The sequence below is a fragment of the Tessaracoccus lapidicaptus genome (assembly GCF_001693815.1).
GTDB lineage: Bacteria > Actinomycetota > Actinomycetes > Propionibacteriales > Propionibacteriaceae > Arachnia > Arachnia lapidicapta.
In genome coordinates this window covers 23,244-38,494 of record NZ_MBQD01000003.1, presented here as the reverse complement: position 1 = coordinate 38,494, position 15,251 = coordinate 23,244, and the positions used below count along the sequence as shown (strand labels likewise).

Annotated in this window: 13 protein-coding genes and 1 tRNA gene; 5 read left to right on the top strand and 9 right to left on the bottom strand. The window is 71.3% G+C overall.

The annotated features are described in order from the left end of the window. The first annotated feature begins 11 nt into the window (after positions 1 to 11). Both BCR15_RS01390 and ptsP read left to right on the top strand, forming a co-directional pair. Positions 12 to 287: an HPr family phosphocarrier protein gene (locus tag BCR15_RS01390; RefSeq protein ID WP_068749705.1), complete on the top strand. Its 276-nt coding sequence runs from the start codon at positions 12 to 14 to the stop codon at positions 285 to 287. Further along, positions 284 to 1,945, top strand: a complete 1,662-nt coding sequence (gene ptsP, locus BCR15_RS01385; RefSeq protein WP_068749703.1) for a phosphoenolpyruvate--protein phosphotransferase — start codon at positions 284 to 286, stop codon at positions 1,943 to 1,945. Before BCR15_RS01390 ends, ptsP begins: the two co-directional genes overlap by 4 nt. On the opposite strand, the gene BCR15_RS01380 is transcribed toward ptsP, so the two are convergent. Both BCR15_RS01380 and BCR15_RS01375 read right to left on the bottom strand, forming a co-directional pair. After that, positions 1,942 to 2,988, bottom strand: coding sequence for a Gfo/Idh/MocA family protein (locus BCR15_RS01380; protein ID WP_068749701.1), 1,047 nt, complete (start codon positions 2,986 to 2,988; stop codon positions 1,942 to 1,944). The two genes, ptsP and BCR15_RS01380, sit on opposite strands and share 4 nt — an antisense overlap. A gap of 18 nt (positions 2,989 to 3,006) precedes the next feature. Continuing rightward, positions 3,007 to 4,197 carry an MFS transporter gene (locus tag BCR15_RS01375; protein WP_068749700.1) on the bottom strand — a complete coding sequence of 397 codons (1,191 nt, stop codon included), beginning with the start codon at positions 4,195 to 4,197 and terminating at the stop codon, positions 3,007 to 3,009. 195 nt (positions 4,198 to 4,392) lie between these two features. Between BCR15_RS01375 and BCR15_RS01370 the strand changes: the two genes are divergently transcribed. After that, complete coding sequence (locus tag BCR15_RS01370; RefSeq protein ID WP_068749699.1) at positions 4,393 to 5,670, top strand: thymidine phosphorylase; 1,278 nt, start codon at positions 4,393 to 4,395, stop codon at positions 5,668 to 5,670. Between the two features lie 9 nt (positions 5,671 to 5,679). Here BCR15_RS01370 and BCR15_RS01365 read toward each other — a convergent pair whose 3' ends face one another. Continuing rightward, on the bottom strand, positions 5,680 to 7,563 hold the full coding sequence (locus BCR15_RS01365) for a phosphoenolpyruvate carboxykinase (GTP) (protein WP_068749697.1): 1,884 nt from the start codon (positions 7,561 to 7,563) through the stop codon (positions 5,680 to 5,682). A gap of 130 nt (positions 7,564 to 7,693) precedes the next feature. Between BCR15_RS01365 and BCR15_RS01360 the strand changes: the two genes are divergently transcribed. After that, on the top strand, positions 7,694 to 8,305 hold the full coding sequence (locus tag BCR15_RS01360) for a hypothetical protein (protein ID WP_141679980.1): 612 nt from the start codon (positions 7,694 to 7,696) through the stop codon (positions 8,303 to 8,305). A 7-nt stretch (positions 8,306 to 8,312) separates the two neighbouring features. Here BCR15_RS01360 and BCR15_RS01355 read toward each other — a convergent pair whose 3' ends face one another. From BCR15_RS01355 to BCR15_RS01340, 4 genes are all read right to left on the bottom strand, one after another. Next, the gene (locus BCR15_RS01355) at positions 8,313 to 9,752 is read right to left on the bottom strand and encodes an NAD-dependent succinate-semialdehyde dehydrogenase (RefSeq protein WP_068749692.1); all 1,440 of its coding nucleotides are present in this window, start codon (positions 9,750 to 9,752) and stop codon (positions 8,313 to 8,315) included. A gap of 301 nt (positions 9,753 to 10,053) precedes the next feature. Beyond that, a tRNA-Pro gene (locus tag BCR15_RS01350) sits at positions 10,054 to 10,127 on the bottom strand. A 45-nt stretch (positions 10,128 to 10,172) separates the two neighbouring features. Next, positions 10,173 to 11,081, bottom strand: a complete 909-nt coding sequence (locus BCR15_RS01345; protein WP_068749689.1) for a metallophosphoesterase — start codon at positions 11,079 to 11,081, stop codon at positions 10,173 to 10,175. After that, positions 11,081 to 13,489 (bottom strand): transglycosylase domain-containing protein, encoded by a 2,409-nt coding sequence (locus BCR15_RS01340; RefSeq protein ID WP_068749687.1) that lies wholly within the window; start codon positions 13,487 to 13,489, stop codon positions 11,081 to 11,083. The genes BCR15_RS01345 and BCR15_RS01340 overlap by 1 nt, the downstream gene beginning before the upstream one ends. Positions 13,490 to 13,635: 146 nt before the next feature. Here BCR15_RS01340 and BCR15_RS01335 point away from each other — a divergent pair, with 146 nt between their 5' ends. Next, positions 13,636 to 13,947: a WhiB family transcriptional regulator gene (locus BCR15_RS01335; protein WP_068749685.1), complete on the top strand. Its 312-nt coding sequence runs from the start codon at positions 13,636 to 13,638 to the stop codon at positions 13,945 to 13,947. A gap of 51 nt (positions 13,948 to 13,998) precedes the next feature. Here BCR15_RS01335 and BCR15_RS01330 read toward each other — a convergent pair whose 3' ends face one another. Together BCR15_RS01330 and BCR15_RS01325 are read right to left on the bottom strand one after the other, a co-directional pair. After that, positions 13,999 to 14,634, bottom strand: coding sequence for an NUDIX hydrolase (locus BCR15_RS01330; RefSeq protein ID WP_228383374.1), 636 nt, complete (start codon positions 14,632 to 14,634; stop codon positions 13,999 to 14,001). Then, positions 14,631 to 15,248, bottom strand: a complete 618-nt coding sequence (locus BCR15_RS01325) for a TlpA family protein disulfide reductase (protein ID WP_078920069.1) — start codon at positions 15,246 to 15,248, stop codon at positions 14,631 to 14,633. Before BCR15_RS01325 ends, BCR15_RS01330 begins: the two co-directional genes overlap by 4 nt. Positions 15,249 to 15,251 lie beyond the last annotated feature (3 nt).

Genomic DNA, 15,251 nt, shown 5'->3' with positions numbered 1-15,251 from the left:
GGACCCCTGTCATGCCTAGCCGCGACGTCACCATCGCCTCCGCCTCGGGCCTCCACGCCCGCCCCGCCAACCTGTTCGTCCAGACCGTCAACGGACTGGGCCTGAGGGTGACCATCCAGAAGGAGGGCCGTCCCCCCGTCGACGCGCGCAGCATGCTGGGCGTGATGACGCTCGGTGCGAAGCATGGGGAGGTTGTCACGCTGGCCGCGAACGGCGACGGGGCCGAGGCTGCCCTGGACACGCTCGTCGCATTCCTCTCGATCGACCACGACCAACCCGCGGCATGAGCATCCGCGGGATCGGCGTCAGCCCGGGCTCCGTGTACGGCCCGGCAGTGGTCGTCACCACCGCGCTCATCACGCCGCCGGGTGAGCGCTCCGACGATCCCGCGGCCGTCGAGTCGGCCGTGGCCGAGGCGTTGGAGTCGGTGGCGGCAGACATGGAGGCACGCGCCGCGAGAGCCGAGGAGCACGCCAAGCCGGTGCTCGAGGCCACGGCGATGATGGCCCGTGACCCGGGGCTCGTGTTCGCGGTGGGCTCGTTCGCCGCCGACGGGCACGGCCCCGTCGACGCGCTCTACCTGGCTGTTGAGCAGTACTGCGCACTCCTCGCGGGGCTTGACGCCTACATGGCCGAGAGGCAGACCGACCTGCGCGACGTCTTCCAGCGGGCCGCCGCCCGACTCCTCGGCCGCCCGGCCCCGGGGGTGCCGGAGTTCGACGAACCCAGCATCATCGTCGCGCTGGACCTGGCACCCGCCGACACCGCGACGCTGAACCCGGAACGGGTCCTCGGCATCGTGACCGAGGCAGGCGGCGTCACCTCCCACACCGCGATCCTCGCGGCCCAGCTGGGCATCCCCGCCGTGGTGCGGGCCACCGGCGTGCTCTCGGCCTCGCCGGAGACGCTGGGCCTCGACGGGGCGACCGGCGAGGTCGTGGTCAATCCCGACGCGGGGGTGGCCGCGGTTCTGGGCGCGCGCAACGAGCACCGACTCGCGCTGCAGGCCGTGGCGCAGGGGCCGGGCGCCACGCGCGACGGGCACCGCGTCCAGATCCTGGCCAACATCGGCACCGTCGACGACGCGCAGCGCGCCGCGAAGGCCGATGTGGAGGGCTCAGGGCTATTCCGCACCGAGTTCCTGTTCCTGGAGCGCACCAGCGCCCCCACCGTGGAGGAGCAGACGGCCACGTACACGGCCGTGTTCGAGGCGTTCGCGGGTCGCAAGGTGGTGGTCCGCACCCTCGACGCCGGCGCGGACAAGCCCTTGGCCTTCGCCGACCTCGGCGCCGAGGACAACCCGGCGCTCGGCGTGCGGGGCCTACGCCTGCAGCGCGAGCGCGACGACCTGCTCACGGACCAGTTGACCGCGCTCGCGAGGGCGCGGGAGGCCACCGGCGCCGAGGTGTGGGTGATGGCGCCCATGGTGGCCACGGCGGAGGAGGCGGCCTGGTTCGCGGCCCGCTGTCGCGACGCCGGACTCCCGACGGCGGGCACCATGGTGGAGGTCCCCGCGGCCGCCATCCGGTCCGGGCACCTGTTGGCGGCCTGCGACTTCGCGTCCATCGGCACCAACGACCTGTCGCAGTACCTGTTCGCCGCCGACCGCATGAACGGGGCCCTGGCGCACCTGCTCAGCGGCTGGCAGCCGGCCCTCTGGGAGCTCATCGTCGCCACCGTCCGTGGGGCCGAGGGCAAGCCGGTGGGCATCTGCGGCGAGGTGGGCGGGGACCCGCTGCTCGCCCTGGTCGCGGCCGGGGCAGGCGTCTCGTCGCTCTCGATGGCCGTCGGCAAGGTGGGCTCGGTGAAGGTCTCGCTGGCCCGCCACGACCTGGACACCTGCCGGGCGATGCTCGACGCGGTGCTCGCGAGCACAGGGCCCGAACAGGCCCGCGCCGCCGTCGTCGACCTGCTCGACGCTGAGGTCGCCGAACTCCTCGCCTAGAGTGTCTCGCCCGGCAGCGACACGCCCACCTGGCGCCGCAGTTCGTCCATCGTGGCCATCACGGCCAGCGTCTCGTCCAGCGGGAGGATGTCGGACTCGAGCCGGCCTTCGGCGACGAAGGCGGCGAGGTGCGCGGCCTGGTAGCACAGCCCCTCGTGTCCGGGGATGGGACCCGCCTCGGAGGTAGCCTGCTTGCCGTCGCGCCGGGTCACGGTGACCGGCTGCGGGCCGTAGAAGGGGCCGGGGATCTCGAGGCGCGCCTCGTCGCCGGCGACGAAGGCGAGGGTGGGGGTGAGGGCGGCCAGCGTCGTCGTGACGATGCCGTGGGCCATCGGGTGCCGTTCGAATCCGGTCAGCACGGCCGAGATCTGCCGGTCCACGCCGGTGAACGCCGTCGTCCCTGCCGCCAGCGCGCGGCCGGGGGCGCCGAGGGCGAAGTGGTTGAAGCTCACCGGGTAGACGCCGAGGTCCAGCATCGCGCCGCCGGCCTTGGCGGGGTCGAACAGCCGGAAATCCGGGTCCTTTGGGAACCACTGGCCGTGGTCGGCGAACGCGGTCTCGAGCTCGCCGAGGGCGCCGTCGGCGAGCACCTGGCGCACCACGTCCATGTGGGGGAGGAAGCGGGTCCACATGGCCTCCATCACCGCGACCCCGGCCGCGCGGGCGGCGTCGACCACCTCGGTGGCCTCGGCCAGGTTGCGCGTGAACGCCTTCTCCACCAGCACGTGCTTGCCGGCGGCGATGGCCAGGAGGGCGTTGTCGCGGTGTTCGCTGTGCGGGGTCGCGACGTAGACGATGTCCACCGCCGGGTCCGCCGCCACCGCCTCGTAGCCGACGGTGCTCCGCTCGATCCCGTGCCGGGCGGCGAACTCGGCGCCCTTCTCCGCGGTCCGCGACCCCACGACGACCACACGCTGCCGGGTGTGCGCGTGCAGCGCCTCGACGAAGCGTTCGGCGATCCAGCCGGTGCCGAGCATGCCCCACCGCAGCGGGGGAGCGTCCATCGGGTCGGGCGTGCGGGAAACGGGCAGCGTGAACGTCATAGGGCCCAGTCAACCACCTCAGAGGACGGTCGGCCGCGCGTTCCGGGGCGGCGTCAGCGCCGGGGTGAGGGCGAGCGCGATGAGGGCGGTGATCGGCACCACGATGAGCGCCCACCGTAGGCTCACGGTGTCGCCGACGATGCCGATCAGCGGCGGTCCCGCGAAGAAGCCCAGCCGCATGAGCCAGGTCACGAACGTCAGCCCGGAGCCGTGCGCCATGCCGGGCAGTTCGTCGGCCGCGTGCATGGCCGACGGGATGCCGGTCGCGATGCCCCATCCGGCGCAGGCGAAGCCGACGATGGTGGAGGCCGGGTGCGGGAACGCGACGGCCAGGCCCATCCCGAGCGCGGCCACGCTCACGCCCAGCGTGACCGCGGGGCGCGCGCCGATGCGGTTGACGAGGGCGTCGCCGGTGAACCGGCCGATCATCTGGGCGCCCTGGAGCGCGACGAAGGCGAGGCCGGCGACGAAGGGCATGACCTCGAACATGCCGTCCATGTAGATCGCGCCCCACGACGCGGCGCTCTCCTCCACCAGGCCGACGGACGCGCCGAGCAGGCCGAGCGCGATGAGCCGCAGCCAGAGTGAGGCGGGGATGCGGCGCTGCGGGCGGAGCTCGGCCGCGGCCTCCTCGTCGACGGGCGCCTGGTCCTTGCCCGGCAGCAGCAGCGTGCGGGCGAACACGGCCATGCCCCCGAACACGACGGCGGCCAGGACGGCCTGCAGCCACAGCGGCATGTCCACCTGCGCGGCGGCCGAACCGAGGATGCCGCCGCACACGGCGCCGATCGACCACCATCCGTGGAAGGAGTTGAGGATGGTACGGCCGTAGAGCTTCTGGACCCGCAGCCCGTGGGCGTTCATGGAGATGTCGGTGATGGCGTCCATCGCGGCCATCGTCGCGAGCGAGGCGGCGAAGAGCGCCAGCGTCGGCGCGTTGGCGACCGCATTGAGGGTGAGGATGCCGAGCAGCAGGGTCGTCGTCGCCACCGTCGCCGACGAGAACCGCCGCACCAACCGGGCGGTGAAGAGCCCGGCGATCAGACCACCCACCGGCCCCAGCCCGACCGCGATACCGAACGCGGTGTTCGACGCTTCCAGCGCGGCCTTGATCTCCGGGTAGCGCGGGAGGATCGACGACCACGCGACGCCGTTGAGCCAGAACAGCAGGATGACGCCCCAGCGGGCGCGCACGACTTCCTTGGGCATGGGTACTTCCGAGGGCAGGAGGGGCCCGACGCGCTCGGCGCGGCGGGTGGGGGTTGGAGCGCTTCGATCCTGCCAGATCGACCCCCGCAGCACCAATGACGGGCCAACTCGGGGTCCGGCGGCGTGAGGGCGGTCCAGGGGACAGTTCGACGGCGTGTCGTGCCGGTGGGGCGGGGCGTCGGTAGCCTGGGGCGCATGAACTTCGACGTCGTTGACCTCATCCGGACCAAGCGCGACGGGGGCAGGCTCTCCGACGCGGAGATCGACTGGGTGATCGACGCGTACACCACCGGCGGGGTCGCCGACTACCAGATGTCGGCCCTGGCCATGGCCATCCTCCTGCGCGGCATGGATCGCGCCGAGATCGCCCGGTGGACCGCCGCGATGATCGCCTCGGGCGAGCGGATGGACTTCTCGTCGCTCACCCGCCCGACCGCGGACAAGCACTCGACCGGCGGCGTGGGGGACAAGATCACGCTGCCCCTGGCCCCGCTCGTCGCCGTGTTCGACGTCGCGGTGCCGCAGCTGTCCGGCCGGGGGCTCGGGCACACGGGTGGCACGCTCGACAAGCTCGAGTCGATCCCGGGCTGGCGCGCGGACCTCAGCAACGACGAGATCCTCCGTCAACTCGACGACGTCGGCGCGGTCATCTGCGCCGCCGGGTCCGGCCTCGCGCCGGCGGACAAGAAGCTCTACGCGCTGCGCGACACCACCGGCACCGTCGAGGCCATCCCCCTGATCGCCAGCTCCATCATGAGCAAGAAGATCGCCGAGGGCACCGGCGCCCTGGTGCTCGACGTGAAGGTGGGCTCCGGCGCGTTCATGAAGTCACTGGACCAGGCCACCGAACTGGCCCGCACGATGGTGGACCTCGGCAAGGACGCGGGCGTCGCCACCGTCGCCCTGCTCACCGGGATGGACACCCCGCTGGGCCGCACCGCCGGCAACGCGCTGGAGGTGCGGGAGTCCCTCGAGGTCCTCGCGGGCGGCGGCCCGGCGGACGTGGTCGAGCTCACGGTGGCGTTGGCCCGGGAGATGTTGGCGGCCGCCGGCAAGCCGGACGTGGACCCGGCCCCGGCCTTGCGGGACGGGCGCGCCATGGACGTGTGGCGGCGGATGATCGCGGCGCAGGGCGGCGACCCCGACGCGCCGCTGCCGGTGGCCGAGCATCGGCACACGGTCGTGGCCGAGCGCGGGGGATTCGTCAGCCGGATGGACGCGTTCGCCGTCGGCGTGGCCGCGTGGCGGCTCGGCGCGGGTCGCGCCCGCAAGGAGGACGATGTGCAGGCGGTGGCCGGCGTCGAGATGCATGCCAAGCCCGGCGACCGGGTCGCCGCGGGTCAGCCGCTGTTCACGCTCCATACCGCGACCCCTGAACGCTTCGATCGGGCGCTGGCGGCGCTCGACGGCGCCGTCGACTACAGCGATGCCGCCGTCGAGGTGCCGGGGCTCATCCTCGGCCGGCTCGACTGACGAAGGCAGTCACATCCGGCTCGGCGCCCTCCCGAAGGCCGTCTCCAGCGCGCGCAGCTCGTCGACCATCTCGCGGGGCAGGCGCCAGCCGAACGTGTCGAACCAGCGGCCGATGCGCGGCACCTCGTCGCGCCACTCGGTCTCCGTGTATCCGACGACCCCGGCGAGGTCCTCGTCGCTGATGTCGAGGCCGTCGACGTCCAAGCCGCCCGGCGCCGGCACATAGCCGATCGGCGTCTCGACCGCGTCGACCTTCCCGTCGACCCGCTCCGCGACCCACTTCAGGACGCGCGAATTCTCCCCGAAGCCCGGCCACATGAAGCGGCCGTCGGCGTCGCGGCGGAACCAGTTGACGTAGAAGATCTTCGGCAGCGCCGACGCGCTGGAGCGGCGCCCCATGTTGATCCAGTGTTGGACGTAGTCCGCGACGTGGTAGCCGATGAACGGCAGCATGGCCATCGGGTCCCGGCGCAGCACCCCGACGGCGCCGGAGGCGGCCGCCGTCGTCTCTGACGAGCAGGTGGCGCCCATGAACACGCCGTGCTGCCAGTCCCGGGACTGCGTCACGAGCGGGATGGTGTTCTCGCGGCGCCCGCCGAAGATGATCGCGTCCAGGGGCACGCCCTCAGGGCGGTGGTAGTCGTCGGACAGGATCGGGCACTGCTCGATCGGCGTGCAGAACCGGCTGTTCGGGTGCGCGGCCTTCTCGTCCGGGCGCCCTCCCACCGGCCCGCCGACGCCGCGCCACTGCCTGCCTTTCCAGTCGACGACCTGCTCGGGCTTCTCGGCCGTCATGCCCTCCCACCACACGTCCCCGTCGGGGGTGAGCGCGACGTTGGTGAAGATCGAGTTGCCGCCCTCGATGGTGCGCATGGCGTTCGGATTCGTCGCATAGCTGGTGCCGGGGGCGACGCCGAAGAATCCGGTCTCGGGATTGGTGGCGTACAGCCGGCCGTCCGCGCCGAACCGCAGCCAGGCGATGTCGTCGCCCAGCGTCTCCACCCGCCAGCCGGGGATCGTGGGCTCCAGCATGGCGAGGTTGGTCTTGCCGCAGGCCGACGGGAACGCGGCGGCGATGTGGTACTCGCGGCCCTCGGGCGAGATGAGTTTGAGGATCAGCATGTGCTCGGCCAGCCAGCCCTCGTCGCGGGCCATCACCGACGCGATCCTGAGGGCGTAGCACTTCTTCCCCAGCAGCGAGTTGCCGCCGTAGCCGGAGCCGTAGGACCAGATGACCCGGTCGTCGGTGAAGTGGACGATGTACTTGGTCTCGTTGCACGGCCACGGCACGTCGGTCATCGAATCGGTCAGGGGCATGCCGACGGAGTGGAGGGCCGGCACGAAGTCCGCGTCGTGCTCTTCCATGCGGGCCATCACCTCGGCGCCCATGCGCGTCAAGATCTTCATCGACAACGCGACGTAGGCGGAGTCGGTCACCTCGACGCCGAACTTCGGGTCCGGCGCGTCCAGGTGGCCCATGCAGAAGGGGATCACGTACATCGTGCGTCCAGCCATGGCGCCGTCGAACAGCGGCGTCATGATCCGCCGCATCTGGTCGGGGTCCATCCAGTTGTTGGTGGGGCCCGCGTTGCGCTCGTCCTTGGAGCAGATGAACGTCTGGTCCTCCACGCGCGCCACGTCGTCGGGGTCGGTGCGGGCGAGGATCGAATTGGGCTTGAGGTCCGCGTTGAGCCGGATGATGGTGCCCTTGGTCTCCAACTCGGCCACCAGCGCGGCCCACTCGTCCTCGGACCCGTCGCAGTAGTGGACAGCATCCGGCTGACAGAGGTCCACCACCTCGTCCAGCCAGGCCAGGAGGCGGGGGTGCGTGGGCGGCGTGCCCGTGGTGGGAAGGTCGACGCGGGTACGGCGGACATCAATGGCGGTGGACATTTGTCTCCTCGAAGCGACACTGCCTTACTGGACGCGCGTCGTCGTTGAGCGCGCCCACCCCCACGTTAGCCCTCTTTGCGGCGTGAGAGGAGGCGGCGGCGCCGTTCGGGTCGCTGGTACCGTCGGGGCTGTGCGCGATGTGATGATGGCGGGCGCGGCCCTGGCCGCGGTGGCGCTGCTGGCTGCCTGCGGAGCCGCCGTGGACGACCCCGCTCCGCTTCCGACACCGTCCGGAAGCGCGGCCAGCGCCGTGGCGCCGACCTCGCTGCCCCCGCTGGAGACCTCGCCGGCGCCGGAGGAGACGGCCGCAGAGCCGGAGCCCTCCCTGGAGTTGGCGCCCACAGCGACGCTCAGCCCCGTCGCCAAACCCACCCCGCAGGGCGGGCCCTGGACCGCCGTGACGGCCGCGATGTCGACGAAGGCCGACGTCGAGGCGGCGGCCGGCCTACCCGCGTCCTTCCAGGAGTTCCTCGGAGTCCGGATCGGTTACGCCGACGAGACGGGCTGCGTCACCACTCACGTGTCGGTGAGCGCCGTCCACCCGGACGGGTTCGTCGTCGGGGACGAGTCCACCACCTGTGGCGACAGCCGCACCGTCTGGGGCATCACCGAGGGCCGCTGGCACTACATCGTGGCGTTCCAGGACGCGATGCCGTGCCGCGACCTGACCCAGAACGACATCCCGCCGGGCGTGCCCGGCCTGCGCTGCCTCGACGACGTCGGCGCCGCGCGGGACTACTGAGGCCCACTCAGCGCAGCGACACCCCGACGTACTTGATCTCGAGGAACTCCTCGATGCCCTCCGGGCCGCCCTCCCGGCCGAGGCCGGAACTCTTGACGCCGCCGAACGGCGCGGCCGGGTTGGACACCAGTCCTGAGTTGAGCCCGACCATGCCGGACTCCAGCCGCTCGGCCGTCGAGAGCGCCTCGTCGAGGTTCTCGGCGAACACGTAGCTCATCAGCCCGTAGCGGGTGTCGTTGGCCAGCGCCACGGCCTCGTCCACCGAGTCGACGGTGACGATGGGCGCCACCGGCCCGAAGATCTCCTCGCGGATGCACCGCGACGACGGCGGCACGTCGGCCAGGACGGTGGGCCGCATGAAGTGACCCGGCCCGTCGACGCGTGACCCGCCGACGACGACCCGCGCCCCGTCGGCGACCGCCTCCGTCACCATGGCCTCGACGTCGTCCAGCGCCGCCGCCGAGACCAGGGGGCCGACGTCGACGCCGTCGGCCATCCCGTCACCGACCGTGAGCGCCCCGACGCGGGCAGCCAGCTTCGCCGTGAACTCCTCCGCGAGGTCACGGTGGACGATGAGCCGGTTCGCGGCCGTGCACGCTTGACCGATGTTGCGCATCTTCGCGACCATCGCGCCCTCGACCGCGCGGTCGACGTCCGCGCTCGGCAGCACCAGGAACGGCGCGTTGCCGCCGAGTTCCATGGAGCACTTCAACACGTTGGCGGCGGCCTGTTCGAGCAGCTTGACCCCCACGCTGGTCGATCCGGTGAACGTCAGCTTCCGCAGCCGCGGGTCGGCGATCAGCGGAGCGGTGGTGGTGGAGGCCGACGAGGACACGAAGCAGTTCACCACGCCGGCCGGCACACCGACCTCGTCGAACACGTCCATCAGCAACAGCGAGGTGAGCGGCGTCAGCTGAGCCGGCTTCAGGACCGCGGTGCAGCCGGCGGCCAGGGCCGGCCCGAGCTTGCGGGTGGCCATGGCCAGCGGGAAGTTCCACGGGGTGATCGCCAGGACCGGACCGATGGGCTGCTTCATCGTGAGCAGCCGCTGGCCCCCGACCGGCGCCACGGTGTAGCGGCCGTGGATGCGGGGAGTCTCCTCGGCGAACCAGCGCAGGAACTCCGCCCCGTAGGTCACCTCGCCGCGGGCCTCGGCCAGCGGCTTGCCCATCTCCAGGGTCATGGTCTCGGCGAACTCGTCGGCCCGCACCATGATGCGGGCCCAGGCCGCACGCAGCAGCTCGCCCCGGAAGCGGGGCTCGGTGGCCACCCAGTCGGGGGCGGCCTCGACGGCGGCGTCCAGGCAGGCCATGGCGGTGGCGGCGTCCGCGTCGGCGACCCTGGCCAACTCCTCGCCCGTGGCCGGGTTCTCGACGCTGAGGGTGGGCTCGTCGTCGGTGAAACGTCCGCCGATGTAGTGCGTGGTCCGCAGCGCTGTCCAGGTCATCGTCGCTCCCGAGGTCGGTGTCCGACCAGCTTAGGGTGGCGGTCTCGGTCTGCGTCGGGGTGTTCCGGGACTTCGTCCCTCCAACCCCCTCCTTGTCCTCGGAAGTGAACAAGCTCCGAGTCTCACTGAAAGCAACAAGTCCGAGGAAGGGAGCTTGCTCACTTCTCTCGGACTTCGTCGGGGTGTTCCGGGACTTCGTCCCTCCAACCCCTTCCTCGGCCTCGGAAATGGACAAGCGCCAAGTCTGCGGAAAGAAAAAAGTCGAGAGCCACGGGCGCTTGCCCATTTCTCTCGACCTTCGTCGGGGTGACAGGATTTGAACCTGCGGCCTCGTCGTCCCGAACGACGCGCGCTACCAAGCTGCGCCACACCCCGATCGGCTCTGAAAGAGCCAACGGAGATACTAGCCCATCGGCGTCGTCAGGGCGAAACCGGGACCAGCGTCAGGAGCGTGACCTCCGGGCGACAGGCGAACCGGTACGGCGCGAAGGGCGACGTCCCGACGCCGGCGGAGACGTGCAGGTGCGCGGTGCGCCCGCCCGCGCGATGCGACGACAGGCCCTTCACGCGACCCGTGTCGAGGTCGCAGTTGGTGATGAGCGCCCCGTAGCCCGGCACGCAGACTTGGCCCCCGTGCGTGTGGCCGGCGACGATGAGGTCCATCCCGTCGGCGGTCATGGCGTCCAGCAGCCGCAGATAGGGCGCGTGCGTGACCGCGATGTTGAGGTCCGCGGTCGGATCGGCAGGACCCGCGACGGTGGCGTAGTCGTCGCGCCCGAGGTGCGCGTCGTCGACGCCGCGGAACGCCAGGCGGTAGCCCGCGACCTCCAGCGTCGTCCGACGGTGGGTGAGATCCACCCAGCCACGCCCCGCGAACCGGTCCCTCAGCTGTTCCCACGGCAGCGTCGGCGACTTGGGCGCCCCTGACCCGTGCGACCTGCCCTCGAGCAAGTACCGGACCGGATTGCGGAACTGGGGCCGGAAATAGTCATTGGACCCGAACACGAAGGCACCGGGCACCCCGAGGAGCCCGGCCCAGGCCGTGACCAGCGGTTCGATGGCCTCCGACTGCGCGATGTTGTCGCCCGTGTTGAGCACCAGATCGGGCTCGAGGTCCGCGAGCGACCGCAGGAACGCCAGCTTCCGCCGCTGGTACGTCATGAGGTGGACGTCCGAGACGTGCAGGATCCTCAGCTCGCGACCCCCGGCCGGCAGCACGGGCAACTCCACCCGGCGCACCGTGTAGGCGGTGGCTTCGACCAGCCCCCAGCCGAAGCACGCCCCGCCGACGGCCAGCGTCGCCGCGACGGGGCGGATGGCGTGGTGCATCAGTCGCCGTCTCCGTCCGCCGGCGGCTTGCTCTCCGCAGGCTTGGTGGGCTTCGTCTCCTTGGGCGGCTCGGGCTCCTTGGTCGGCTCCGGCTCCGGTTCCGGCTGGGGCTTCGGCTCGGGCTTGGGGCCCAGGGAGACCTTGAGCCGGATGGTGGAGAACTTCACGGCCGTCTCGCTCGGGGAGATCCCGAGGAACGTGCCCTCGCGGCGCGACGAGTAGACACCCTGCCGCTGAGTCTGGAAGCCGGCCGCCTCCAAGGTGCGCTTGGCCTCGTTGTAACCCATGCCCGAGACATCGGGCAGCCGTACCTTGACGCCCTCGAGGATCTCGCTGGTGGGGGCGGTGAAGTCGGTCTTCGGCTTGTCCGCCAGCGCCGACGCCATCGCGGCCTTCCAGATGAGTCCGGCGTCACCGCCGCCGGTGCCGCGCAGATACGTGCCGCTCGGGAGCCGGACGTTCTTCAGCGTCTTCTTCTTCGTCTCGTACCAGGGGTTCGTCTTGTCGATCGCGATCCAGGCGGCGCCGGCCATCTCGGGCGTGTACCCGGCGAACCAGACGGCCTGGTTCTCGTTGATCGTGCCGGTCTTACCCGCCTGCGGGCGGCCGTCGCGCAGGGCCGCAGGGCGGCCCGTGCCGTCGGCGACGACGTTCTGCAGGATGTAGTTGACGCCGTCGGCGACCTCGGGGCGGATGACCTGCTGGCAGTCCGCGGGCGGCACGGCCAGCTCGGCGCCATCCTTGGTGATGACCGACTGCAGGATGATCGGGGTGCAGTGCACGCCGCGGTTGGCGAACGTCGCGTAGGCCTCGGCCATCGACAGCGGCGTGACCTCGGCCGTGCCGAGCACGAACGTCGGGAAGTTCTGGTTGACCCGCAGGTCCTGCCCCGTCGACATCTTCACGCCCGCCGCGGCGGCCATGTCGATGGAGGCGCAGATGCCGGCGTCGGCCTCCAGCTGCAGAAAGTACGTGTTGACCGAGTTCTCAGCCGCCCGGATCATGTCGATCGTGCCGTAGCCGCGGTCGTAGTTGCGGACCGTGTGGTCCTGCGTGAACTCGAAGGGCCCCGAGCAGTTGCGGAACGTCATGCCTTTGAGCGGTAGCTGCTCCGGCGCGTTGTACTCGCGCTCCGGGGTCATCCCCATGTCGAGCGCGGCGGCCATCGTGAACGTCTTGAACGTCGATCCGGCCTGGTACCCCTCGGCGCCGCCCATGGAGCGTTCGACGTTGTAGTTGTAGTACGTCTCCCCGGCGTCGGTGCCCATCTTGGGCCGCGACTGAGCCAGCGCGACGATGAGGCCGGTCTTCGGTTCGATGAGCGCCGCTCCAGCGAGGACGGGGTCGGTCGGCGCGATGAGGTCGGCCACCGCCGCCTCGGCCGCGGCCTGGGCGTCGGGATTGATGAGGGTCTGGATGGTGAGCCCGCCGCGGTTGAGCAGGTTCTCGCGCTCCTCGACCGTGTCGCCCATCGACGGCATGGCGTCGCTCAGGAGCGTCCGGCGGACGTAGTCGCACAGGAACGGGTAGGGCGACGCGGTACATCCGTTGGGGACGCGCCGCACCTGGGCGGGGTCGAACGCGACGGCCTTCGCCTCGGCCGCCCGCTCCGCGCTGATCATGCCGAGCTCGGCCATCCGGTTGAGGACGACGTTGCGGCGCTCGATCGCCTTGGCCGTGTTCTTGACGGGGTTGAGCGCCACGGGGTTCTGGACGAGACCCGCGAGCATGGCGGCCTGCTCCAGCGTCAGATCCTTCGCCGTCGTGCCCCAGTAGTGCTGCGCCGCGGCCTCCACGCCGTACGCGCCGTCGCCGTAGTAGGCGATGTTGAGGTAGCGCTCCAGGATCTCGTCCTTGGAGAGGCGCTCCTCCAGCGCCATCGCGTAGCGCGCCTCGATGATCTTGCGCTCGAGGGTGACCTCGGTCGCCTCGCGGACGCCGTCCTTGTCACCTGCGGCTGACGCGGCCTCGACGCGGACGAGCTTGACGTACTGCTGCGTCAGGGTGGACGCGCCCTGGGTGTCTCCGGTGAGGGTCTTCACGGCAGCGCGGCCGAAGCCCTGGAAGTCGATGGCCCCGTGGTCGTAGAAGCGGTGATCCTCGATCGCGATCTGCGCGTCCTGCATGAGCGGGGAGATCTCCGACAGCGGGACGTAGACCCGGTTCTCGTTGAAGAAGGTCGCCAGGACCTCGCCGTTGGCCATGAGGATCCGGGAGCGCTCCGACTGGGGCGGGGTCTCGAAGTCCGCAGGCAGGGACTCCAGTGAGTCCGCCGCCATCTTGGCGCCGCCACCCGCCAGCGCCGCGAAGGGCACCGCCAGCCCTGACAGGAGCAGCCCCGCCAGCACGCTCACGGCGAGGAACATGAGGACGGAGTACGCCTTCTGGCTGAGCGAGGCAGACTTCATGCCCGCCAGTCTACGTGACGGTGCCGACGACGCCCCGGACGCGGGCCCGGGCCATAGTCAGCGAGAGATTGCCCCTGTTGCGATGCGCCCACAATGCGCTAGCGTCAGAGTCATCGACAGCAACTGCGCAAGGGAGGGCAGGGGATATGTCACTCGCCGAAGCTAGCGAATGGACGCTGCACGCCAAGTGCCGCGACATGGCGGACGCTCTGTTTCCGGAAGGCAAGGACCAGAAACGGGCGAGGTCGGTATGCGTCGGCTGTCCCGTGCGGTCCGAATGCCTGGCAGAGGCCCTGGACAACCGCATCGAGTGGGGCGTCTGGGGCGGAATGACGGAGCGTGAGCGCAGGGCGCTCCTGCGCGCCAGGCCGGACATCACCTCGTGGCACGACGTCCTGGTCAGCCACCACGACACGGCGGACGCACCCATCTCGGTGCTGCCGTCCCGACGGCACTAGATCTCCCTGACGACGACGGCGCGCGGCCGGGCTGCGCGCCGTCCGTCGTCCCTAGTCCCGGAGGTAGCGCTCGGGTATCGGCTCGACTCGGCCGCGGTCCCACGGCACGGCCCAGCCGCCCAGGTCGAGGGTCCAGTCCACCAGGTGAGCGGTGAGCCCCCAGATGAACTGATCGCCCAGCACGAAGGCTGGCCCCTCGAATCCACCGGGGTGCCGCCCCAGCGCGCGCGTCGCCGGTGAGACGAGCTCCGAGATCCGGAAGGCGTGGACGGCTCCCGTCTCGCGCGGGTCCCGCACGAACAAGGGATGCCCACCGGGCCACACTGCGACCACCGTGGTGACGTCGTAGCGCGACGCCGGGACCCACAGCGGGGGCAGATGGCCGAGGATCGTCACGTGCTCCGCGGCCAGGCCCACCTCCTCGTCGGCCTCCCGCAGGGCGGTGTGCGCGAGGTCGCGGTCGGTGGGGTCGACCGCGCCACCGGGCAAGGCGATCTGTCCCGCGTGGCGGCGCATGGTCTCCGCCCGGGTGACGAACGTGAGGGCGGGGTCGGGCTCGTCGGTGAACAGCATCAGCACCGCCGCCGAGCGTTCCCCACGCGGGCTGCGGTCCAGCCCGATGTGCCGGACGACCGGCTTCGCGTCGAGGGCCCGGCACAGCTCCTGGAAGACCGCTGGATGCCTCACGGGACGCCCAGGTAGGTGGTGGCCAGCTCGCGCAGCTGCTCGATCGACTCCAGCGGGCCGGCGTGCACTCCCGTGATCCGCCCGTCGGCGTCGACGAAGTAGGTCGTGGGCAGCCCGGGGACCCGCAGGGGCACCTGCAGTGTCTTGTCCTGGTCCATGACGTGGGGATAGACCCAGCCCACGAGCCCCGCGAACTCCACGGCCCAGTCCGGCTTGGGGTCGTTGTAGTTGACGCCGACGAAGCTCACGCCGTCCAGCTCAGCCAGCCCCTCCCGCAGGAACGGCGCCTCCTCGCGACACGGCCCGCACCATTGGGCCCACAGGTTGATGATCGTCGGCGTGCGGGGCAGCCCGGCGAGGTTGACGGTCGTGTCCCCGCCGAGGCACGGCAGGGCGGTCTGGGGCAGGCCGCCGGCGACCGGAGCCGCCGCCGCGTCGGTGGCCGGGCAGTCCGGCAGCCCGAACTGCTCCCGCAACGCTGCGAGGTCCGCCGGGGCCGTGGCGGCCGTCTCCGCCGGCGCGACCGAGTCTGCCGACGGGCCTGAGGCCGCGGGCGAACAGGCGGCAAGGGCGACGACGGCCAGGGCGACGGCGAGTGCGTGGGGGAGTCTCATCGC

Excerpts from the sequence above, each read along its gene's own strand:
- ptsP (WP_068749703.1), top strand. The coding sequence starts at position 284 with ATGAGCATCCGCGGGATCGGCGTCAGCCCGGGCTCCGTGTACGGCCCG.
- BCR15_RS01375 (WP_068749700.1), bottom strand. The coding sequence starts at position 4,197 with ATGCCCAAGGAAGTCGTGCGCGCCCGCTGGGGCGTCATCCTGCTGTTC.
- BCR15_RS01335 (WP_068749685.1), top strand. The coding sequence starts at position 13,636 with ATGTCACTCGCCGAAGCTAGCGAATGGACGCTGCACGCCAAGTGCCGC.
- BCR15_RS01390 (WP_068749705.1), top strand. The coding sequence starts at position 12 with ATGCCTAGCCGCGACGTCACCATCGCCTCCGCCTCGGGCCTCCACGCC.
- BCR15_RS01380 (WP_068749701.1), bottom strand. The coding sequence starts at position 2,988 with ATGACGTTCACGCTGCCCGTTTCCCGCACGCCCGACCCGATGGACGCT.
- BCR15_RS01365 (WP_068749697.1), bottom strand. The coding sequence starts at position 7,563 with ATGTCCACCGCCATTGATGTCCGCCGTACCCGCGTCGACCTTCCCACC.
- BCR15_RS01345 (WP_068749689.1), bottom strand. The coding sequence starts at position 11,081 with ATGCACCACGCCATCCGCCCCGTCGCGGCGACGCTGGCCGTCGGCGGG.
- BCR15_RS01325 (WP_078920069.1), bottom strand. The coding sequence starts at position 15,248 with ATGAGACTCCCCCACGCACTCGCCGTCGCCCTGGCCGTCGTCGCCCTT.
- BCR15_RS01370 (WP_068749699.1), top strand. The coding sequence starts at position 4,393 with ATGAACTTCGACGTCGTTGACCTCATCCGGACCAAGCGCGACGGGGGC.
- BCR15_RS01340 (WP_068749687.1), bottom strand. The coding sequence starts at position 13,489 with ATGAAGTCTGCCTCGCTCAGCCAGAAGGCGTACTCCGTCCTCATGTTC.
- BCR15_RS01355 (WP_068749692.1), bottom strand. The coding sequence starts at position 9,752 with ATGACCTGGACAGCGCTGCGGACCACGCACTACATCGGCGGACGTTTC.